This window comes from Phenylobacterium sp. LjRoot225 (genome assembly GCF_964252855.1).
Lineage (GTDB): Bacteria > Pseudomonadota > Alphaproteobacteria > Caulobacterales > Caulobacteraceae > Phenylobacterium.
This window is the reverse complement of the sequence record NZ_CAXUPL020000004.1, coordinates 77,015-98,863: the sequence shown is the minus strand read 5'-3', so window position 1 is coordinate 98,863 and position 21,849 is coordinate 77,015. Positions and strand designations below refer to the sequence as shown.

Sequence of the window (21,849 nt, the reverse complement as noted above, 5' to 3'; positions counted from 1 at the left end):
CCTGGGCGGCGCAAAGCTGGCCTCGCCGCCGGTCACCGGCGGCCTCTTCCCCGCGGCGGCCAGGCGCTCAGGAACTCGGTTCACCGGCTGGGCCTCGCCTGGCCGCCAGGGCCTCACGCTCCAGGTTCTTCTTCAGGATGGCGCCCTTGAGGGCGCGGGCCGTCGCGTTCAGATAGGCGGCGCCATAATAGACATCCGGCTCCAGATGCGCGCCTTCCGCCCACTCGTTCCAGGCGTTCACCGCGACAACCGGTCGTCCGTACAGCGGCCGCTCGATCGCCGCCTCGATGAGGTTCTGCAGCCAGGCGCCATATTTCGCGGGCGCGGACGCCGCCAAGGTCACGCCGCGGTTCGGTCGCCGGGCGTCATTGTCCCAGCCTGGAAGGGCGGTCTTGATCAGCGGGAATTGTGAGGGCGGCTCGGTCAGCGACGCGCCGACGATGTCGTCATAGGAAATGACGGTGCTGCGGAAGTCGCTCGAGAAGGCGTCCAGCACCTCCATCTTCTGGGTCCGAGCCGAGAGCTTGTGCGGCGGGAACTCCAGCGCGCCGTCCAGCCCGTACGGTCGCGGATCGTTGCGATTGAAGACCTGGGCCATGAAGATCAGCGGCTGGAGACCGAACTCGCTCTCCCACTTGCGCCGCCAGCGATCGACCGTCTTCTCGGTCTCCGGAATCGAGCTTGCGTTGTAGATGACGAAAAGCGGGCGGCCGGCGATCCGCACGTAACGTGGATCGAGCATATGGCGGGCGAGATCCGCCAGCAGGGCGTCCTCGTCCTCGATCCGATAGCGCTGCTCCAGGAGCACGTCGCGGTCGCCGCCGTCCCAGGCGCGCGTCCAGTTCTCGTTCGCCCAAATCAGCAGGAAGGGCATTTCGATGTCGGACCCGAGGAACTGTTCGATCGGCCGTTCCAGCACGCGCTTCTGATCGAACCAGTAGTAGTAGAACCCGAACGCGCCCACGCCGGCCGCCGTCGCGAATTCGACCTGGCGGCGCATGACCTCGGGATCCAGCAAATTATAGAAACCGAGGTCCCGCGGGATCCGCGGCTGGTAATGTCCTGGAAAGCGCGGCGCGGCGCGGGCGAGCTGGCGCCATTCCGTAAAGCCGGCGCCCCAGTGTTCGTCGTTCTCAGGAATGGCGTGGAACTGCGAAAGATAGAAGGCGAGGACGAGCGGGTCCTCTCCGCCGACGAGTTTCGGGCGGTCCGCCAGGATGGCCGGCTGGAACTCTTCGAACTGCGGCCCCGCGGTCGTGAACCTTGCGTGCTCGCGAAGCACGGCGCCGCCGCCCTCGGTCGACTTCAGCGCCTGTTCGAGGGGCGGAAATTTGTAGTTGCCCGGTGAGAACTCCTCCTCGTCGAGGACCACGCGCAACACAGGCAGGTCGTCCCCGAGAATCGGCTCCTCGAAGACCAGGTCGAAGCCGTACCGGCCTGTTCCGACATCGCGCAGATCCGCGCGCTCGAGGTCTGCAACAGCCTGCCCGACGACGCGGGCCCCGGCGAGGACTTCGACCCGAACGCTCTTCTCAGGCGCCTCCGGCAGCCAGGCCCAGCCCCGCGCGCGTCGGCGCGTCAGCTGTTCCACGGTCAGGCGCGCGCGGCGTTCGCCAGCCTGATCGTAAGGGCTCGCGGGAATGGCCGGCGCCCGGCGCGCTGGAAGCTGCGCCGATTGCTCAGCAAAGGCGATGGCCGCCTTGAACCCGTCGTCGACGACATCGGTCCGTCCGGCCGCAAGCAGGTCGCGAAGCTGGGGAAGCCCGGCTCTGAACCGGTCGATCTCCTCGAAGCCGCTCCCTTGGCGGACATAGAGCGCATCCAGCCGCGGCAGGGCGCCGACGGCGGCTTGCGGCGTGATGAGGCCGGCCTGAACCGCGCCGCGCAGGCAGATCTCCCACTCGAACAGGCCCCTCGGATAGGCCGGATCGGCGCGGTTCGCCGACACCTGCTCCCGGTGCTGCCGGATGGCGCACAGCCGTTCTCCGCTAGCGATGGCGCTGCCGGCGTTCACGACGTTCAGGACGAAGGCGACCTCGCTCAGATTGGAGATCTCGAGGCCCGCGAAACGATGCAGGACCGAGGCGTCCGGGATGTGCGAGCGTCGAACGAGCATGGCCGTCGGCTCGCCCACCGGGTTGACCATCCTGCTGACCATGAACTCCGCCAGGACGGGCAGCTCGAATGTCTCGCCGTTGAATTGTTGCGGCTTTCGGATCAGCCGGCCGTAGTCGTCGATGACATCGCGATGGGAGAAGGCGAAGAGATGGCGCTCGTCCTTCTCGATGACCCGAAGGAGCTCGGCCAGGGCGTTGGGATAGAGCTTGTCGTCATCGTGGAGGAATTTGAGGAACGGCGCCGAGGCGTTCTCCCAAATGTGCGCGCTATTGCGGGCTGGCCCGCGCCGGGGCCCCTCGATGAGGCGAATGCGCGGGTCACGGAAGCGGCCGACAAGATCCGCCACAGAGCGGTCGGCGCTGTCGTCCGAGATCAGGAGCTCGAAATCCGTGAAGCTCTGGGTGAGAACGCTGGAAATCGCTTCGACGAGGAACCGGGTCCGGTAAGCCGGGATTGCGACCGTGACCTTCGCCATGCTGCTCCACCAGAAATCTGGGCGGGGCAGGAGTAGCTGCGCGCCTCCGTCGATGCAACCGAGGCGAATGGACCCGGCGACGCAGCCGCGCTAGGCTGGCCGAAACGTCAGATCAGAGCGCTGACCTTCAGGACGCTGTCTGCCCGCGTCGATGCGTTCAAGCTGGGCGTGGAAGGCTCCCCCCAGCAGATCCCGCTCGCCGCGCTCGAGCGCGGCCCTGAGCGCCGGCAGGGCCGCCGCCAGGGCGTCGATTTCAGGGAAGGCCGCTCTGTGATTGTCATAGTGCTGCGCCAGCCGATCGAGGTTCCGCAGCGCGATCTCGGGCGCAACGAGACCCTGCGTCACCGCGGCGCGCACGAAGATCTCCCACTCCGCGACGCCATAGGCGAAGTCCGGCGACCGCTCCAACGAGGTGACCTGGTTCGCGTGACGGCGGAAGGCGGCGCCGAACGTCGGCACGCCGATGCAGGGGCCGCGCTCGCAGGCGTTCAGATAGAATGCGAGGTCGATATGGTGCCGGATCGAGCGTCCGGCGTAGCTCGACAGGCAACGGCTGTCCGCAAACCGAGACCGCCGGATGAGCACGTTCGTCGGCTCGCCGATCGGATTGCGGATTTCACCGATGATCGTTCCCAGGACTGCGGACGGCGTGAAGACGACTTTCTTGTCGCCATCGAACGAGGGCTGGCGGAACAGGACCTTGCCGGCCCCGTCGACGACGTAGCGCCAGCAAAAGGCGTAGCCAAACTCCGGACCATGGCCGATGGCGTCCACCAATTCGGCCAGGCCGAACGGCAGCAGGAAGTCGTCATCGTAGACATATTTGAGCAGGTCAGCCGTTGCGCTGTCCCACAGGCGCACGCTGTTGGCCACCAGACCGTCTCGCGGCCCGCTGATCAGCCGGATGCGCGGGTCGCTGAACTGGGCCACGACCGCGCGAACGGCATCGTCGGGGCAGTCGTCTGAGATCAGAAGCTCAAAATCCGTGAAGGTCTGCGCCAGCACGCTGGCGATCGCCTGGCCGAGGTGCTCGGCCTTGTAGGCCGGGATCGCCACAGTCACGAACGGCACGACGCGCCTCCCTGCATGAGGTGCGATGACGTAGAGAGCCGCTCATCGAAGAGCTTTGACGGCACGGCAAGCTTCCAATCGGCCTGGCGAGACGCCCAGCCTGGTCGGGAGCGCGCTACCACGGTTCGGTCGCGGCGAGCAAAGGTCGCGGCGGGGCCGCCGCCACGCCCCGGCCCTTTTCCCGCGGCAGCAAGGCCCAGCGGCGGACCGGGGCGTCCTTGCACGGACATAGGGCAGCTGTTACCAGCGGCCGCTTCGGAGAGCAGATGGACACGGCGACTCACATGTTGCGGACCGGGCGGCGCGGCGCGCTGTTCGAGTTCAACATGGCGTTTCAGGACCTCAGGAACTCCGCCCGCCGGCTGGGTCTGGCCTGGTCGCTGGCCTCGCACGACGTGGTGTCGCGCTACCGCGGCTCGATCCTCGGACCGTTCTGGATCACCCTGTCCATGGGGCTGATGGTGCTGGGCATCGGCGTGGTCTACGCTCAGCTGTTCGGCGTCACGCTCGGCGAGTTCCTGCCGCTGGTGGCCCTGGGCATCGTCTTCTTCGGCACGATCAGCAGCATCATCACCGAGGGCTGCGACACCTTCGTCTCCGCCTCCAGCATGCTGTCGCAGACCAATCTGCCGATGTTCACCTTCGTCTGGCGCACGGTGCTCAGGAACCTGATCAACCTCGCCCACCACCTGGTGATCGTGGTCGCGGTGCTGGTCTTCTACGGCTACTGGCGCCACACCAACCTGCCCGGCGCCGCCATCGGCCTGGTCTTCCTGGTCGCCAACGCCGCCTGGATCAGCATGCTGATCGCCATCGCCTCGGCGCGCTTTCGCGACATTCCCCAGCTGGTGGTCTCGGTCATGCAGTTCGCGATGTTCGTGACGCCGGTGTTCTGGCCGGCGGAGCGGCTGGCGGGCGCCAAGCATGCGGTGCTCGCCTTCAATCCCTTCTACCACATGCTCGAAGCCGTCCGCGCGCCGCTGCTGGGCGTCCCGATCGCGCCGCACACCTATTCCTTCCTGGCGGTCATGGCCCTGGTCGGCTGGGGCCTGACGTTCAGCCTGTTCGCCGTCACCCGCCGCCGGATCGTCCACTTCCTATGAAGCCCGCCCTGAAGACCGCGCCGCTGAAGGCCTGGACGCCGGGCCCCGGCAAGGCGCCGCCGGTCTCCATCTCCTGCCGCGACCTGACCCTGCGCTTCCCGGTCTACGGGGTCGACGCCAAGTCGCTGAAGAAGCGGCTGGCGGCGGTGACCGTCGGCGGCCGGCTGGGCTCCCACGCCGGCGTCACCGACGTCACCGCCCTGACGAGGGTGAACCTCGAGCTGAAGGCCGGCGACCGGCTGGGCCTGGTCGGCCACAACGGCTCAGGCAAGACCACCCTGCTGCGGGCGCTGTCCGGCGCCTACGAGCCCGACGAGGGCCAGGTCGAGGTGCAGGGCCGCATCGCCGCCCTGCTCGACCTCTCGCTCGGCGTCGACCCCTCGGCCACCGGGTTCGACAACATCCGCCTGCGCGGCCGCATCGCCGGCCTCACCTCGCGCGAGATCGAGGCGCGGCTGGAGGAGATCGCCGACTTCACCGGCCTGGGCGCCTTCCTGGCCATGCCGGTGAAGACCTATTCGGCCGGCATGAAGGCCCGGCTGGCCTTCGCCGCGGCCACCGCCGTCGAGGCCGACGTGCTCTTGATGGACGAGTGGATCGCCGTCGGCGACGCCGAGTTCCAGCAGCTCGCCCACAAGCGCCTGCTGAAGCTGGTGGAACGGGCCGGCATCCTGGTGCTCGCCTCCCACGACCGCGACCTGCTCCGGCTCTACTGCAACAAGGTCATGCGGCTCGACGGCGGCGTCGCCTCCCCCGTCACCGACATCCGCAAGCTCGACGAGCTGCTCGCCGCCTGACGTCCCGCCACGGCGTCGAGGGCGGTCGCGACCGTCGCGGCGAAGGCCTCCGGCGCGCACTCGGCCGAGATTCGCGCCAGGGCGCCCGCGCGGATCGCCTCCCACAAGGCCGCATCCTGATAGAGCCTCTGGCAGGCCTGGGCGAAGGCCTCGGGCGCGTCGCCGACCACCAGCGCCTCGCCATCGGCCCAGCCAAGCTGACGCGCCAGCAGCGAGGTCGTGGCCGCGGGCAGGCCGCGGGCCGCGGCCTCCTGCACCTTCATCGGGATGCCGCCCGCATAGCGGGTCGGGGCGATGAAGACGCGGCTCCTGGCATAGAGCGGCTGCAGGTCGTCCACCGGCCCCAGCAGCTGCACTCGCGGGCCGGAGAGCGCCTGGACCCGGGCCGCGCCGTGGCGGCCGGCGACGCGCAGCACCCAGTCCGCGCCGATCAGGGCGTCGAGCCGGGGCATGATCTCGCGCACGAAGACCTCGAGGGCGTCGGCGTTGGGCGACGCGTTCTCGTCCATCGCCCCGACGAACAGCAGGTCGCCTCGATCCTCGAAGGCGATCGCGGTCGGCCGGGGCGCGATCCCATGGCCGAGCACCCGGACGTCCGGCGCGCCGGCGCGCCGGAAGGCGTCGGCCTCGACCTCGTTGACCGCCAGGATCACCGCCGCGCCGGCGCCCAGCGCCAGCTCCGCGGCCACGTCGCCCTTGGCCTTCTCCCGCTCGCGGGCGATGCGCGCGCGCGCCTCCTCGCGCAAGGCGAAGATCGCCTCGGCGTCGTAGACCACCTTGGAGAGGCCGATGAAGCCGGGCGCTTCGGCGAGCGCTGTGCGGAACACCGCCATATTGTGCGGCCGGCTGACGATGGCGGCGTCGTAATAGTCCGGCCGTTCGCGCATGAAGTCCGCCAGACCGCCCTCGCCGCGATCGGCGGCGATCTCCACCCCAGGCGGCAGCACGCCATAGGCGTCGGCATAGTCCACGTCCGGGTAGACCAGCGGATAGAAGGTGACGAACCACCCCGCCGCGACCGTCGCGCGCAGCAGATCGAGGGCGCGCGGATAGCCGGCGCCCAGCTGCGGATAGGGGATCTGGTCCTCGACGATCAGCACCCGCCCACGGAAGCCGCCGCGCATCCGGGCCTCGAACGGCGCGGTTCCCGGCGGCCGGTGATCCGCCTGGAGGACGGCGGCGTGGCGCGCCTGGAAAATCTTGGAGTGATCCGCCTGCAGGGCGAGCGCCGCCTCCGAGCTGGACGAACTGCCGAACTCGAAATGCGACAGCAGGATGCGTGGGTCATAGCCGATCCGCAGGCCGGCCTCGCGGATCCGCATGCACAGGTCGGTCTCTTCGTAATAGGCCGGCGCGAAGGCCATGTCGAAGCGGCCAAGCCGCTCGAAAAGGGCGCGCGGCGTCATCAGGAAGGCCCCGGAGCAGTAGTCCACGTCCCGCCGGAACTGGAACTCCGGCGCCCAGGGATCCATCCCGCGGCCGTAGCCCAGACAGCTTCCGTCGCTCCAGATGATGCTGCCGGCCTCTTGCAGCCTGCCGTCCAGCAGGGTGATCCGGCCGCCCACCGCGCCCAGGTCCGGCTCGGCGTCCAGCCGCTCGACGGCCGCGGCGATGGCGCCCGGGACGAGGCGGGCGTCGTTGTTGAGCAGCAGCAGGCAGCGGCCGCGCGCCAGCTCCGCACCCTGGTTCACCCCGCGCAGGAAGTGGAGGTTCTCGGAATTGCGGACGATCCTGGCGCCGTCGATCCGGTCCAGCAACTCGGCCGTCCGGTCGGACGAGGCGTTGTCGACCAGGATCACCTCGCACGGCGCGTCGAGCGCCAGGCGCAGCGCCCGCAGGCCCTCGAAGGTCAGTTCGGCCTGGTTGAACAGCACCAGCAGGATCGAGACCACCGGCGTCTCGGAGGTCGGCAGGACCAGCCGGTCGCCGCGCGCCAGAAAGGCGTCGAGCTCGGCGCGGCAGGCGGCGCGGAAGGCCGCCTTGGGGTCGGGCGCCGCCCTCAGGGTCTCGGCGTCGGTCCCCGCCGTGGGCTCCGGGACGCGCCCGGGGATCAGCACGGCGCGGCCATGCTCGGTGAGCGCCCGGGCCAGCACCCGCGGCGTCCAGGCGGCGTAGAAGGCCTCAGGGCTCTGCGGGTCGAGCTCGACGCCGCCGCGCGCCCAGCGATAGCCGGCGCGCTCGCAGGCGTGGAAGATCAGCCGCTCGAGGGCGTGGGCGACGGTGCCGTCCTTCTGGCCCGCCTCGGTCGGGAAATCCTCCCAGTCGAGGTTCAGGTCGAGGAGCGGCCGCAGGGCGGCGCTGCGCGCCCAGAACATGAAGCCGGCCGGGAAGTCGAGCGGGCTGTCGGGGAACAGGGCGAAGCCCAGCCGATCGGCCAGACCACGGCAGGCCGCATAGTTCTCGCCCCAGGTCATGTGCCGGCGGATCAGCGGGAAGGTGCGCGGCGCCAGCACGCCCAGTTTCGGCAGGCGGGCGAAGGCCTCCATGACGCCGCGCGCCACGCCGGCGGAGCCGACCAGGTCGCGCAGCAGGAACTCGCGCCAGCCGGCGAGCGCGTCGGTGTGGGCGGAGACCTTGGTGTGCAGGATCAGCACCAACTCATGGGCGTCGACCACGTCGCGGCAGGCGATCAGCTGGGGCCCGACGTTACGGCCGCGGTTGGGCGTCACCCGGACCTCCAGCCCGCCCACGGTCCAGCCCTCGAAGGCCGCCAGGATCGCCGCGCGCTTGGCCTCGGCGTCGGTCGTGACGACCAGGTCGGCCGGGAACGGCAGCCGCCGCAGCAGCGCCGCCATCTCCGGCAGCACCTCGACATGGTAGGCGTGCAGCAGAATGACGGTGGAGAGCGGCGGCGCCGCCGGCTCATAGTCCAGCGGCAGGCGCAGCACCGGCTCCGGCACGGTCGGCGGCGGCCCGCGGCTGACCCACCGCATCAGCACGATCACCGGCTGCCCCAGGGTCCGCAGGACGACGCGCAGCCTCGGCCGGTCCAGCGCGACCTCGCGGACGCTCATCACCAACCGGTAGAGGAGCTTTTTCAGGCGCGCCTTCGCGACGCTGATCAGAGGCATGGAGCCTTCAACCATGCGTCGCGGGTCGGGTCCACCCTCGCGCCCGAGCCGCACTCCCGCCGCATCCAACCTGCGTCCGGCGCGTTGCCCGCCACGCGGCAACCAAGGAGCGTCCCAGATGAGCATCTTCAGCTCGATCATGTCCAAGATCTTCCACCACCCCACGGCGCAGGCCGCGCCGGCCACCAAGCCTCAGCCCGCCCCGGCGCAGGCGCCGCCATCCGCCGCACCCCCGACGGCCCCGCAACCTGCGCCCGCGGCGGCGATGTCCCCGGTGGACGTCGCCGCGGTGCTCGACGTCATGGCCAAGGACAACCCGGAGAAGCTCGACTGGCGGGCTTCGATTGTCGACCTGATGAAGCTGCTGTCCATCGATTCCAGCCTGGCGTCCCGCAAGGGCCTGGCCGGCGAGCTGGGCTACACCGGCGACACAGGCGACTCCGCCTCGATGAATATCTGGCTGCACAAGCAGGTCATGGCCAAGCTCGCCGCAAATGGCGGCCTGGTCCCAGACTCGCTGCGCTGACCTTGCGGCATCCCTCTCGCCGCTAGTGTGCTGGATCTGAAGTTCGCCGGCATCTCGATCAGGCGCCGAAGCGAGCTTCAGATCCGCAAAGCACACTAGAAACTTACACTTGCTAGTGTCCTTCTCGATTCCGAACTCGTCCGAGCCCGCCACAGGCGCATGCGAACTTCGGAATCGGGACACTAGCGGCGGGAAGGATTCAGAGGCCTACTTCGCGCCGCTCGCCGGGGGCGGCGCGCATTTCCCGGCGCGGCCCTGGACGACGTAGAACAGCGCTCGCGCCTGCGCATAGTTGTAGTGCTCGACGATCGGGGTGGTGGCCTGGCCGGTGAGAAGACTGGGGGCCGTCTCCGCAGGACCCGGCCCCTGCGAGCCGGCGGCGGGGGCCGAGAGCGTTTGCTGGTTCCAACGGGTCAGGGCCGGCGTACAGGCCGCGATCGCCGCCTGGGCCACCTCCTGGGCGCGGTCTGACGAGGCCGCCAGCGTATAGCCCCAGCGGTGCAGGCAGTCGTCGAGCGCCGCGGCCGGATCCGCAGCGGCCGGGAGCGGCTGCGCCACGCCCGGGGCCGCGGGACCGGGATTGGCGCTGGCGTTGGCCGCGGCGAAGGGCGTGCAGATCCGCGACGCGGCGCGGTCGGGATTGTTGCAGGCGGCGACCGCCAGCGCCGTCAGCGCCACGGCCGCGATGAGACTGGGGGCGCGCATCCGGCCCTACCTGCAGACCCGGACAGGCGCGTAGATCGCCTGGCCGCGTTCGTCATAGTAGCGCCGGTTCTCATAGGTGCAGCCGCGCGGCGCGGCGTCATCGCCCCGCGACGAAGCGCGGTGCGTAGAGCGGGTGCGGTAGACCACCCTTCGATCGCACTTGGTGCGGGCCAGCTGGTTGCCGACCACCGCCCCGCCGAGACCGCCGATCACGGCGCCCTTGGTGTCGCCGATCGCGCCGCCGACAAGCGCGCCGCCAACCCCGCCGAGGACCGTGCCGGTGACCTTGCGGTCGTGGGCGCGCTGCTGACAGGCGTCGCGCGCGCTGGCGAACGAGGGCGCGGCCAGGGCCGCGACAAGCCCCGCGGCCATCCATGTTCGACGCATCTTGCCGTCTCCTCTGTCGGGAGCCTCGCGGAGCTCGCCCAGGGAGAACGTGGCGTTCGCGCGTTTGGATGCTTCGCGAGGGCGGCGCGAGCGCGCGCTCTACGTCGGCCAGTCGAGGAAGTCGTGTTTGGCGAGCCAGAGGAGGCCCAGCTCGACGGGCCGGCGGCGCGGCATCGGAAACGCCGACAGCACCTCGCGCACCGTGCGCGCCTCGCCGCTGGCGATCAGCTGCAGCGCCCGGGCGCATTCGGCGAGGTCGGCCCTCCAGGAGGGGAAGGCGACGTCAAGCGTGACCGCGCCGGCGGCGCGGACCTTGTCCGGCGTGGCCCCCGGCGCGACGGAGAGCGGGGTGTCAAGGCCGAGAACTGCGCTGGCGAATCCCGCGAAGTCGCGGAAGGGGTCGCCCTTCACCGGATGGGCGCGATGACGGGTCGAGGGCTCGGTCGCGGCCGCGCGCCGGGCGGCGAGATCGTCGACCAGGGCGTTGATCTGGCCCGCCACGACCTTCCAGTCGAACGCCTGGCGCACCCGTTCGCGCCCGGCCGCCCCCATCCGCCGGCGCAGCTCCGGATCGGCGATCAGCCGCGTGAGAGCCTCCGCGGCCCGGCCGGTATGGACGGCGGTATGCTGGGCGAGGGTCCCGACATAGGCCTGATAGCTCTGGGCCTCGAGCACATGCTGCAGGCCGATCGACGCGCTGGTGCTGCCGGCGTGACCGATCAGGGTGGGGATCAGGAAGCCTTCGATCCCGTCGCGCACGGTGAAGCGGTACCCGTCCCAGTCGCTGATCACCACCGGACGGCCGGCGGCCATGGCCTCGAGCGGCGTCAGGCCGAAGGTCTCCTGAATGTTGTCCACCAGCGACAGGAAGATGTCGCTCGCCGACCAGAGGTCCGCCACCTGGTCGGCGAGGTTGCCGTCCATGAAGCGCACCGTCACGTCCGGCGCATGCACGGCGGCGGCCTGCTGGTAGGCCCCCCGGTCCGGCTCGCCCGGAAACCAGCCGGCCATGACGAAGGCCACCTTGGCGCCGGTGGCCTTGGCCGCCTGCTGGACGGCGCGGAACATCGGCTGGGGAAAGGCCTTCTCGTAGTAGGAAAGCCGCCCGACCCAGAGCACCAGGACGTCGTCGTCGGCCAGCCCCAGCTCCGAGCGCATCCGCGCTCGAGCCTCGGGCCGGTCGGCGCGCGCGGCGAAGACCTCGCCGTCGACGCCCAGGGGCACGATCGGCAGCTGCGGCTGCGGCGGGCGCACGCCGCGGGTCCGCTCGCCCAGGAAGTCGCCGTACTCGTCGAACATCCGCGCCAGCCCATCGCGCACCGAAGGCGAGGTGCAGATCACCGCATCCCACGGCTGCACCGGGCTGGTCAGCGTCATCGAGATCAGCTCGCGGATCGCCGGCGGCGCGATGGTATGGACCAGCCCCATCAGGCTGTAGGCCTTGTCGCCCGGCCCGCGCCGCCGCAGCCAGGCCAGTTCATGCAGATAGGGCTGGCCGCGCAGCATCGCGCCGGCGGCGGCCGGCGCGGCCTGGTTGAAGATCGACTCGGTGGTCAGCCGCACGCTCGCCTCGGCGTCGCCCAGGAGGTCGCGACGGACGTCCGCCTGGGCCGCGGGCGTCAGGCTCAGGAGGTCGAGCTGCTCCAGGCCGCCGTGCCGGGCCAGGGCCCGATAGAGCTGCAGGTTGGCGACGTCCTTGCCGAACGGATTGGCCCCGAAGCCCACCCGCCCGGGCGGATGGAAGATGGAAAGCCGCCGGGCCATCCTCAGTCGGCCCCTTCGCCGGGCGCGAGAATGACCAGCTCCAGCTTGGCCAGCCGGGCCACCCGCTCGAGCACCGCCGGAACCGGTTCGCGCAGCAGCTCGGCCAGGCGCTGGACCGTGGTCCCCTCGCCGCCGCAGGCCGCCAGCGTGCGTCCGACCAGCTCGGGCTCCGAGCGCCACCCCTGGTGCATGGTATGGGCGACAAGCGTCGCATAGGTCTTGCCGTTGGCGCGCGCGACGGCGCGCACGCGGGTGGCCGGACCGACGTGATGGGTCGGATAGTGGCCAAAGGCGGTGAAGGGATCGGGGCGGATCGGCGAGGCCTTGGGCGCCGCCTGAAGCCGCAGCGCCGGTTCGGCCGCCCCGCGGGCGCGGATCTCGCCGAGCTCGCGCCATAGCTCCTCGTAGCGCCGGTAGACCACGGCCCAGTCGAACTCGCCCCGCGCCCGGGCGCGACCGGCCTCGCCGAGGCTGCGACGCAGTTCAGGACTTTCCACCAGGCCGGTGAGCCGCTCCAGCAGCGGCTGCGCCTCGACCGACGTCGCCGTGCTCGTGCGCGACAGGAAATAGTCGTAGTTGTGGGTGAAGGTCTCGAAGTCGAGCGCCATCTCCGCGCCCGCGCCCGGCGCCGGCGCCCAGGTCGGGATGCGGAAGCCGTCGATCCCGTCGCGCACCGTGTCCTTGTAGCCATTCCAGTCGCTGACCAGCACCGGAAGGCCGCAGGCCATGGCCTCCAGCGGGGTGATGCCGAACGTCTCCTGGATGTTGTCCGACAGCGAGACGAAGATGTCCGACGCCCGCCAGGCGCTGGCGAACAGCTGGAAATCGCCGCCGTCGACGAACACCGCCCGCACGCTGGGCGCCCACTGGACGACGGCGCTCCTGTACGCCTGCTCGATGGCCGCGTTCGGGAAGCGGCCGGCCTGGATCAGCACCAGCTTGCGCCCGGTGGCGCGCGCCGCCTGCTCCAGGGCCGTGTACATCTGGAAGGGGTGGATCTTGCCGTTGAAGGTCAGCCGCCCGGCGAACAGGGCCGCGACCTCGTCCGGCGCCAGGCCGAGGCGCAGGCGCGCCGCGGCGCGGTCAGCCTCGGTGAAGGCGAAATCCTCACAGTGGACCCCCAGCGGGATCACCGGCAGCTGCGGTCGCGGCGTCGCCAGCCGCTGGCCGAAGCGCCAGGCGAGATAGTCTTCCTGTTCCGAAAGCAGGTGCTCGACGAAGGTCCGCGCTGCGGTCGAGGTGCAGATCAGGGCGTCCCACGGCATCACCGGCCCGGCGACCATGTCCGCAAGGGCTTCCGCCGGTCCGTGGGACGACAGGGTGTGCGTCACGCCGCAGACGCTGTAGCGCTCCGCCCCGATCCGCAGGCGCTCGCGGGCGTGGGTGACGATGTTGGCGTCGGGCCGATAGAGGACGCCGCGATCGGCGACGCCGGCCAGCCGGGAGGAGGGCACCCAGCGCGGCTGAGCCCTCGGATCGAGCCCCAGCACCACGTCGCGGAATTTCTCGGCGGCCGCACGGTGGGGGGTCAGCGCGTGGATCGGCCGGCCGGCGTGGCCGCGCACCGCGGCGCGCAGGAAGCCATGGCCGGCGGCCTGGCGCCCCATCAGCTTGGGGCCGTCGAGGACATAGCCGTCGGCGTCAAAGAGGATTGCGGGAGTCACGCCCCCGCTTAACACGGCGACGTAGCTGGGCCCAAGGGGAGCGAGGCAGTCGAGCCCTCTCCCCGCACGCGGGGAGAGGCGTTCAGACCTGCGCCCGCCTCGCCGGAAAGCATCTGCTCAGAACGGCGCGGTCCAGCCGCCGCCGAGCGCCTGCACCAGAGCCACCGCCGTGGTCTGCCGCGCCGCGGTCGTCTGAACAAAGGTGCGTCGCGCAGTGAGCGCCGTGGCCTGGGCGGTGACCACGTCGGTGTAGGCCACCTGCCCTTCCTTGTACTGGTTGAGCATCATGGTCGCGGCCTGCTCGGAGGCTTCGGCGGCCTGGCGGCGCAGCGCGTGTTGAGCGGCGAGCGCGCGTTGCGCCGCCAGCTGGTCCTCCACATCCTGGAAGGCGGCCAGCACGGTCTGCCGGTACTCGGCCACGGACTGGTCATAGGCCGCGCGTGTGCCCGAGACCCGGGCGCGCGTGGCCCCGGCGTCAAACAGGGTCTGGGCCGCCGAGGCGCCGAGGGACCAGACGCTGGTCGAGGCGCTGAACAGCTTGCCGAGCGCGCTCGCCGAAAAGCCGTAGGAGCCCGTGAGCGTCAGGCTCGGGAACCAGGCGGCGGTCTCGACGCCGATCTGGGCGCTGGCCGCGGCCGCCCGCCGCTCGGCGGCGGCGATGTCGGGCCGGCGCTGCAACAGGGTCGAGGGCACGCCTGCGGGGATGTCGGGGGTCGCCGCGCTCCAGCTCGGATCGACGGCCAGGCTGAAGCTTTCCGGCGTCTCGCCGACCAGCACGGCGATGGCGTGTTCGAAGGCGGCGCGGGTGCTCGACAGGTCTGCAAGATCGGCCTGGGCGGAGGCCAGCTGGCTCTGCGCCTGCAAGAGGTCGCTGTGCGGGGCGATCCCGGCGTTGAAGCGGTTCTGGGTGATCTGCAGGGCGCGCTTGTAGCCATCCGTCACCTGCTGCAGCAGGGCGATCTGCAGGTCGGTCTGGCGCAGGTCGAAATAGTTGGCCGCAAGCGTCGCCTGGGCCGAGAGCTTCGCCGCCGCGAGGTCGGCCTCGCTGGCCTGGGCCGAGCCGCGGGCGCTCTCCACCCCCCGCCGGATACGGCCCCAGACGTCGGCCTCCCAGGAGGCGCCGACGCTGGCGCGGTAGGTGCTGCGCGAGCCGCCGCCGCTGGTGACGACGGTCCCGCCGCCGGAGCTGACGACCGTGCCGCCGCTGCCGCTGCCGCCGCCGGAGCGGGTCGCCCCGCCGCTGAGGTCGAGGGTCGGCAGGAGGGCGGCGCGCTGCTCTCGCACCAGGGCCTCGGCCTGGCGATAGGCGGCCTCTGCAGCGGCGACGTTCTGGTTGGAGACGGCGACGCGCGCCTCCAGTCCATTCAGCGTCGCGTCGTTGAACAGCGCCCACCAGTCGCCGCGCGGAGCGAGGTCCGCCGGCCGGGCCGGGTTCCAGCCCGGCTCCGTGGCGACCTGCGCCTCGCCAGCCTGCTCCTTGTAAGCTGGCGCGACCGGGATCGACGGGCGGACGTAGTCGGGCCCAACGGCGCAGCCGCAGAGCGCGGCGGCCGCGGCGCCGGAAATCAGGCTTCTGGCGAGACGGTTCAGCATGCGGTCACCCGTTGGCCGGGGCGGGCCTGGGCCCGCCGCTCCGGCTCAGGAAGCGCTCGTCGCGCCGGCGCGGGCGCAGACGATCGAGGTAGATGTAGACGACAGGGGTGGTCAGCAGGGTCAGCAGCTGGCTGGCGATCAAGCCGCCGATGATCGCCACGCCCAAGGGCTGGCGCAGCTCCGAGCCCTCGCCGAAACCGATGGCCAGCGGCAGGGCGCCCAGGCCGGCGGCCAGGGTGGTCATCAGGATCGGCCGGAACCGCAGCAGGCAGGCCTCGCGCACCGCCTCGGTGGCCGACAGGCCGCGCGCGCGCTGCGCTTCCAGGGCGAAGTCGATGATCAGGATGGCGTTCTTCTTGACGATGCCGATCAGCAGAAAAATCCCGATCAGGGCGATGATCGAGAACTCCATCTGGAACAGCAACAGGGCGAACACCGCGCCGACTCCCGCCGAGGGCAGGGTCGAGAGCACCGTCAGCGGGTGGACCAGGCTCTCGTAGAGCACGCCCAGCACGATGTAGATCGTGACCAGCGCCGCCAGGATCAGCACCGGCTGTTCGCTCATCTGCGCCTGGAAGCTGCGGGCCGTCCCCTGGAAGCCGCCGCGGACGTTGGCCGGCATGGCGATCTGCGCCTCCGCCTCGGCGAAGGCGGCCTCGGCGTCGCTCAGGGATTTTCCGGGCGCCAGGTTGAAGGAGATGGTCGCGGCCAGCTGGGCGTCCTGGTGATTGACGCTGGCCGGGCTCGCCCGTTCGGAGAAGGTCGCCAGCGCCGGGAGCGGAACCATGCGGCTGGCGCTCGTGCTGATCCCCTGCCCGCTCGCCGAGTCGCGCAGCCCCGGATTGGCCGTCGTCTCGCTGGTCGTCGTCGCCGTGGAGGCGGAGTCGCTGCTGGCGGCGCTCGCGCCGATCTGCGGGAAGGGATCGGCGATCGTTCCGCTGGAGCTGGCGAGGGGCGTGCTGCGGGCGATCGGCTGGAACACCTTCTCCGGCGGCGCCTGGCTGACCTGGCGCGAGGTCGTCGTGGTCCCGTTGGTCGGCACGTTGACCGCGGTCAGGGCCTCGGGGCCCTGGCTGTAGACGTCAGCGTTCTCGAGCACCACGCTGTACTGGTTGATGTCCTCGTAGATGGTCGCGATCTGGCGTTGGCCAAAGCTGTCGTAGAGGGCGTTGTCGACGTCGCGCGGCGAGATCCCCAGCCGCGAAGCCGTGTCGCGATCGATGTTCACGAAGGCCTCGACCCCATTGTCCTGCACGTCGTTGTCAATGTCGGTCAGCCGCGGATCCGACTTCAGCGCATCGGCCAGCTTCACCGTCCAGGCGGCGAGGTCCGCGTCGTTGTCCGCCATGAGCGTGTACTGGTAGGTGGCGTTGCCCATGCGTCCGCCCATCCGCACGTCCTGCTGCGGATTGAGGAAGAGCGAGACGCCGGTCACCCGGCTGAGCTGGGGCCGCAGGCGCTGGATCACGTCCTGGCCCTTCACCCCCGGACGCTCGGAGGGCGGCTTGAGCTGGACGGCCAAGAAGCCGCCGCCCGCACGGCCGCCGCCGGTGAAGCCGACCACCGTGTCCACCGCCGGGTCGCGGCGGATGATCCGCTCGATCTGCCGCAGCTTCTTGCCCATGGCCTCGGACGAGATGCTCTGGTCGGCGCGCAGGCCGCCGTTCAGCCGACGGCTGTCCTGCTGCGGGAAGAAGCCCTTCGGCGCGGCCATGTAGAGAAAGACGTTGAGGCCGATCACCACCGCCAGGACCAGCAGGATCAGCGGCTTGGCGCCCAGCGCCCAGTCCAGGCTGACGGCGTAGGCGCGCAGGATCCGCTCCCAGCCGGCCTCGAAGGCGCGCGCGATTCGGCCCGGCGGGCGGCGCCTCGACTCGGGGCGCAACAGCAGGGCGCACATCATCGGCGTGGTGGTCAGCGAGATCACCAGGGAGATCAGCACCGCCGCCGACAGGGTGATCGCGAACTCGCGGAACAGCCGTCCGACCTGGCCGCCCATGAACAGCAGCGGGATGAAGACGGCCACCAGGCTGACGCTGATCGACAGCACGGTGAAGCCCACCTCGCGCGCGCCCAGCAGGGCGGCCTTGGCGCGGTCCATGCCGGCCTCGAGGTGGCGGCTGGTGTTCTCCAGGACGACGATGGCGTCGTCGACGACGAAGCCGGTCGCCACGGTCAGCGCCATCAGGCTGAGGTTGTTCAACGAAAAGCCCAGCAGGTACATCACCCCGAACGTCCCCAGGAGGGAGACCACGGTGGCGACCGCGGGAATGACCGTCGCCCGGCCGCTGCGCAGGAAGGCGCTGACCACCAGCACCACCAGGACGATGGAGATCAGCAGGGTCATCTCGATCTCGTGCAGCGAGGCGCGGATCGAGGATGTCGCGTCGGAGGCGACCTGCAGGGTCACGTCGCCGGGCAGGTCCGCCCGCAGCATCGGCAGCTCGGCCCGGACCTCGTTCACCGTCTTGATGACGTTGGCCCCAGCCTGCTGGGTGACCAGCACCACGATGGCCGGCTTGCCGTTGAAGAGGCCCAGCGTCCGTTCGTCCTGAACGCTGTCGGTGACCTGGGCCACGTCCTTCAGCCGCACGGGCGCGCCATTGCGCCAGGCGATGACCAGGTCCTGATAGTCGGCCGCATGGCGCCCGGCCTTCGGCGTGTAGATCTGCAGCCGCCGGGCGCCCTCGTCGACGGCGCCCTTGGGCCGGTTGGCGCTGGCCGCCTGGACCGCGGCGCGCACGTCCTCGCCCGACAGGCCGTAGGAATTCAGCGCGAACGGCAGGAGCTCGACCCGCACCGCCGGCAGGGAGGAGCCGCCGATCTCCACCTCGCCCACCCCGTCCAACTGGCTCAGCCGCTGCTGCAGGACGTTGCTGGCGACGTCGTAGATCTGGCCGGGCGTGCGGCTCTCCGAGGTCAGGGCCAGGATGATCACCGGCTGGGTCGCGGCGCTGCGCTTGCGGTAGGTCGGGTTGGAGCGGAGCGTGGCCGGCAGGTCGACGCGCGCGGCGTTGATCGCCGCCTGCACCTCGCGCGCGGCCACGTCGATGTTCTTGGCGAGGTCGAACTGCAGGCTGATCCGGCTCGATCCGGTTGAGCTCTGGGAAGTGATCTCGTTGACGCCGGAGATCACCGCCAGCCGCCGCTCCAGCGGGGTGGCGATGCTGGACGCCATGGTGTCCGGGCTGGCCCCGGCCAGGCTGGCGCTGACCGAGATCGCCGGATAGTCGACGTTCGGCAGGGGCGCGACCGGCAGGACGAAGAAGGCCGCGGTTCCCGCCAGCGCCAGTCCGATCGTCAGCAGGATGGTGGCGATCGGCCGGCGGATGAAGGGGGCCGAGAGGTTCACGTCCCCAGCTCCGGGCGAGGCTCCGGCTCGCCGTCCGCCGCCCCCGCCCGCCGCCGGAGCGGCGCAAGCCGGTCGAAGGCCAGGTAGATCACCGGGGTGGTGAAGACGGTCAGCAGCTGGCTGACGATCAGCCCGCCGAAGATAGCGATCCCCAGCGGCCGGCGCAGCTCCGCCCCTTCGCCGAGGCCGATCATCAGCGGCACCGCGGCGAACAGGGCCGCCATGGTGGTCATCAGGATCGGCCGGAAGCGCAGCAGGGCCGCCTGGTGGATCGCCTCGCGCGGGCTCTTGCCCTGGTTGCGTTCGGCGTCGATGGCGAAGTCGATCATCATGATCGCGTTCTTCTTCACGATGCCGATCAGCAGGATCAGGCCGATGATCGCGATGACCCCCAGCTCATGGCCGGTCAGCAGCAGGGCGAGCAGGGCGCCGACGCCCGCCGACGGCAGGGTCGAGAGGATGGTCAGCGGGTGGATGTAGCTCTCGTAGAGGACGCCCAGCACGATGTAGACGCAGACCACCGCCGCCAGGATCAGCCACAGGGTGTTGCCGAGCGAGGTCTCGTAAGCGCCCGCCGCGCCCAGCATCTTGATGCTGACCGAGGTCGGCATCTCCAGCTGCGCGGCCGCCTTGCGCACGGCGTCGACCGCCGCGCCCAGGGCCACGCCGGGGGCGGTGTCGAAGTTGACCGTGGCGGCCGGGAACTGGGCCACATGGGTCACCTGCAGCGGCGCGGGCGCCTCGCGGATGGTGGCGATGGCGCTGAGCGGCGTGGTCCCGCTCGAGGTCGGGATCTGCAGCTGACCGAGGCCCTCCGGCGTCGCCGCCAGGCCCGGCTGGGCCTCCAGGATCACCCGGTACTGGTTGGTCTCGGTGAAGATGGTCGAGACGATCCTCTGACCGAAGGCCGAATAGAGGGCGTCGTCCACCGAGGAGCTGCTAACGCCTACCCGGGCGGCGGTGTCCCGGTCGAGGTCGACGTAGATGGCCGGCGCCGTCGCCTGGGCGTCGGTGGAGACGTTGCGCAGCTGCTTTACGGTCGCCAGCCTGGCCGTGAGCTTGGCCGCCCAGTTCTGCACCTCCTGGGTGTTCGCCCCTTCCACGGACAGCCGGTACTGGGTCGGCCCGGTCTCGGAGTCGATTGTCAGGTCCTGGGTGGGTTGCAGATAGAGGGTCGCGCCCGGCACGTTGGCGGCGCGCTCGCGCAGACGCTGGATGACTTTTGCCTGGGAGCCGTGGTCCGGCTTCAGATTGATCAGCATCTGGCCGGTGTGCAGCATGCTGTTGGCCGAGGCGTCGACGCCGACCAGCGAGCTCAGGCTCTCCACCGCCGGGTCCTTCAGCATCTCGCCCGCCACCTGCTGCTGCAGCTGGCTCATGCGGCTGAAGGAGATGTCGCGCGTCGCCTCGACCCGCGCCTGCAGCTGGCCGGTGTCCTGGGTCGGGAACAGGCCCTTGGGCATGACGAGATAGAGCAGGACCGTCAGCACCACCGTGCCGACCGCCACCGCCAGGGTGGCCCGCTGCCGGTCGAGCACCCAGATCAGGGCGCTGTCGTAGTGGCCCAGCAGCTTGTCGAAGAGCGCCTGGGATCTGCGGGCGAGCGCGCTGTCCCCGGTCTGGTCGCCGGGCTTCAGCCAGCGCGCCGCCAGCATCGGCGTCAGCGTCAGCGACACCACCGCCGAGATCAGGATGGTGATCGCCAGGGTCACGGCGAACTCGCGGAACAGCCGGCCCACCACCTCCTGCATGAACAACAGCGGGATCAGCACGGCGACCAGCGAGACCGTCAGCGAGATGATGGTGAAGCCGATCTGCTTGGCGCCTTTCAGCGCCGCCTCGAACGGGCGTTCGCCCGCCTCCACGTGCCGCGAGATGTTCTCCAGCATGACGATGGCGTCGTCGACGACGAAGCCGGTGGCGATGGTCAGCGCCATCAGGCTGAGGTTGTTGAGGCTGTAGCCCAGCAGGTAGGTCACCCCCAGCGTGCCGATCAGCGAGACCGGCACCGCCAGGCTGGCGATCGCGGTGGCGCGAACGCTGTGCAGGAAGAGGAAGATCACCGCGACCACCAGGGCCACGGCCAGGAACAGCTCCAGCTCGACGTGGTGGACGCTGGCGCGGATGCCGGTGGTCCGGTCGGAGAGCACCGCCACCTTCACCGAGTCCGGCAGGCCGGCGGTCAGCTCCGGCAACCGGTTCTTGATGGCGTCGACGGTGGCGATGACGTTGGCGCCCGGCTGGCGCTGGACGTTGAGGATGATCGCCGGGGTCATCCCGGCCCAGGCCGCCAGCCGCACGTTCTCGGCGGACTCCACCACCTGGCTGACGTCGGACAGCCGCACCGGCGCGCCGTTCCTGTAGCCGACGACCAGGGTCTTGTAGTCCTCGGCGGTCAGCAGCTGGTCGTTGGCGTTGATGGCGTAGGCGCGCAGCGGGCCGTCGATGCTGCCCTTCGCCGCATTGGCGTTGGCGTCGGTGATGGCGGTGCGCACCGTGGTCATGCTGAGCCCCCGGGCGGCCAGCGCCTGGGTGTCCATCTGGATGCGCACGGCCGGCCGCTGGCCGCCGCTCAGCGTCACCAGGCCCACGCCCGGCGCCTGGCTGATCTTCTGCGCCAGGTTGGTGTTCACCAGGTTCTGCACCTCGGTCAGCGGCATGGCGTCGGAGGTCACGGCCAGCGTCAGGATCGGGGCGTCGGCGGGGTTGACCTTGGCGTAGACCGGCGGCGCCGGCAGGTCGGCCGGCAGCAGGGCGTTGGCCGCGTTGATCGCCGCCTGGACCTCCTGTTCGGCGGCGTCGAGGCTCTCCGACAGGTCGAACTGCAGGGTGACGACCGAGGCGCCGGCGGAGCTCACCGCGCTCATCCGCGACAGGCCGGACATCTGGCCGAACTGCCGTTCCAGCGGGGCGGTGACGGTCTGGGCCATCACATCGGGGCTGGCGCCCGGATAGAGGGTCTGCACCTGGATGGTCGGGTAGTCGACCTGCGGCAGGGCCGCGAGCGGCATCAGCCGCATCCCCACCAGCCCGCCGAGAACGATCGCCACCATCAGCAGCGAGGTCGCGATCGGCCGCAGGATGAAGGGCCGCGACGGCCCGCCGCCGAGGGGCGGAAGCGCCTGCGGCGGTCGCGGATCTTGGCGTTCCGACATCAGCCGGGACCCGCGCCGCCGCCTAGGCCTCGGCGGGGCGCCTTGGCGAGCGCCGCCTTGCACGCCGC

At 70.6% G+C, this 21,849-nt stretch carries 13 protein-coding genes; 3 read left to right on the top strand and 10 right to left on the bottom strand.

Annotation, left to right across the window (positions count from 1 at the left end; genetic code table 11):
- Window positions 1–67 precede the first annotated feature (67 nt).
- Both ACSQ2B_RS20470 and ACSQ2B_RS20465 read right to left on the bottom strand, forming a co-directional pair.
- The gene (locus ACSQ2B_RS20470; RefSeq protein ID WP_436052774.1) at window positions 68–2,593 is read right to left on the bottom strand and encodes a glycoside hydrolase family 99-like domain-containing protein; all 2,526 of its coding nucleotides are present in this window, start codon (window positions 2,591–2,593) and stop codon (window positions 68–70) included.
- 90 nt (window positions 2,594–2,683) lie between these two features.
- Window positions 2,684–3,664 (bottom strand): glycosyltransferase family 2 protein, encoded by a 981-nt coding sequence (locus tag ACSQ2B_RS20465; protein WP_436052772.1) that lies wholly within the window; start codon window positions 3,662–3,664, stop codon window positions 2,684–2,686.
- Between the two features lie 266 nt (window positions 3,665–3,930).
- Here ACSQ2B_RS20465 and ACSQ2B_RS20460 point away from each other — a divergent pair, with 266 nt between their 5' ends.
- Both ACSQ2B_RS20460 and ACSQ2B_RS20455 read left to right on the top strand, forming a co-directional pair.
- Window positions 3,931–4,767 carry an ABC transporter permease gene (locus tag ACSQ2B_RS20460; protein ID WP_436049282.1) on the top strand — a complete coding sequence of 279 codons (837 nt, stop codon included), beginning with the start codon at window positions 3,931–3,933 and terminating at the stop codon, window positions 4,765–4,767.
- The gene (locus ACSQ2B_RS20455) at window positions 4,764–5,564 is read left to right on the top strand and encodes an ABC transporter ATP-binding protein (protein WP_436052771.1); all 801 of its coding nucleotides are present in this window, start codon (window positions 4,764–4,766) and stop codon (window positions 5,562–5,564) included. Before ACSQ2B_RS20460 ends, ACSQ2B_RS20455 begins: the two co-directional genes overlap by 4 nt.
- Here ACSQ2B_RS20455 and ACSQ2B_RS20450 read toward each other — a convergent pair.
- The gene (locus tag ACSQ2B_RS20450; RefSeq protein ID WP_436052769.1) at window positions 5,477–8,635 is read right to left on the bottom strand and encodes a rhamnan synthesis F family protein; all 3,159 of its coding nucleotides are present in this window, start codon (window positions 8,633–8,635) and stop codon (window positions 5,477–5,479) included. The two genes, ACSQ2B_RS20455 and ACSQ2B_RS20450, sit on opposite strands and share 88 nt — an antisense overlap.
- 118 nt (window positions 8,636–8,753) lie before the next feature.
- Between ACSQ2B_RS20450 and ACSQ2B_RS20445 the strand changes: the two genes are divergently transcribed.
- Entirely contained in the window at window positions 8,754–9,161 is a 408-nt protein-coding gene (locus ACSQ2B_RS20445; RefSeq protein WP_436052767.1) for a DUF3597 domain-containing protein, read from the top strand.
- 207 nt (window positions 9,162–9,368) lie between these two features.
- On the opposite strand, the gene ACSQ2B_RS20440 is transcribed toward ACSQ2B_RS20445, so the two are convergent.
- The 7 genes from ACSQ2B_RS20440 to ACSQ2B_RS20410 all read right to left on the bottom strand — a co-directional run bounded on the left by ACSQ2B_RS20440 (window position 9,369) and on the right by ACSQ2B_RS20410 (window position 21,781).
- Window positions 9,369–9,866 carry a hypothetical protein gene (locus ACSQ2B_RS20440; RefSeq protein WP_436052766.1) on the bottom strand — a complete coding sequence of 166 codons (498 nt, stop codon included), beginning with the start codon at window positions 9,864–9,866 and terminating at the stop codon, window positions 9,369–9,371.
- Between the two features lie 6 nt (window positions 9,867–9,872).
- Window positions 9,873–10,253: a glycine zipper domain-containing protein gene (locus ACSQ2B_RS20435; RefSeq protein ID WP_436052764.1), complete on the bottom strand. Its 381-nt coding sequence runs from the start codon at window positions 10,251–10,253 to the stop codon at window positions 9,873–9,875.
- A gap of 99 nt (window positions 10,254–10,352) precedes the next feature.
- Window positions 10,353–12,017, bottom strand: coding sequence for a glycosyltransferase family 4 protein (locus ACSQ2B_RS20430; RefSeq protein WP_436052762.1), 1,665 nt, complete (start codon window positions 12,015–12,017; stop codon window positions 10,353–10,355).
- A 2-nt stretch (window positions 12,018–12,019) separates the two neighbouring features.
- A complete protein-coding gene (locus ACSQ2B_RS20425) occupies window positions 12,020–13,681 on the bottom strand; it encodes a glycosyltransferase family 4 protein (protein ID WP_436052760.1) in 1,662 nt (553 codons plus the stop codon).
- 117 nt (window positions 13,682–13,798) lie between these two features.
- The gene (locus ACSQ2B_RS20420; RefSeq protein WP_436052758.1) at window positions 13,799–15,274 is read right to left on the bottom strand and encodes an efflux transporter outer membrane subunit; all 1,476 of its coding nucleotides are present in this window, start codon (window positions 15,272–15,274) and stop codon (window positions 13,799–13,801) included.
- 4 nt (window positions 15,275–15,278) lie between these two features.
- Entirely contained in the window at window positions 15,279–18,626 is a 3,348-nt protein-coding gene (locus ACSQ2B_RS20415) for an efflux RND transporter permease subunit (protein ID WP_436052756.1), read from the bottom strand.
- Window positions 18,623–21,781 (bottom strand): efflux RND transporter permease subunit, encoded by a 3,159-nt coding sequence (locus tag ACSQ2B_RS20410; protein ID WP_436052754.1) that lies wholly within the window; start codon window positions 21,779–21,781, stop codon window positions 18,623–18,625. The genes ACSQ2B_RS20415 and ACSQ2B_RS20410 overlap by 4 nt, the downstream gene beginning before the upstream one ends.
- Window positions 21,782–21,849 lie beyond the last annotated feature (68 nt).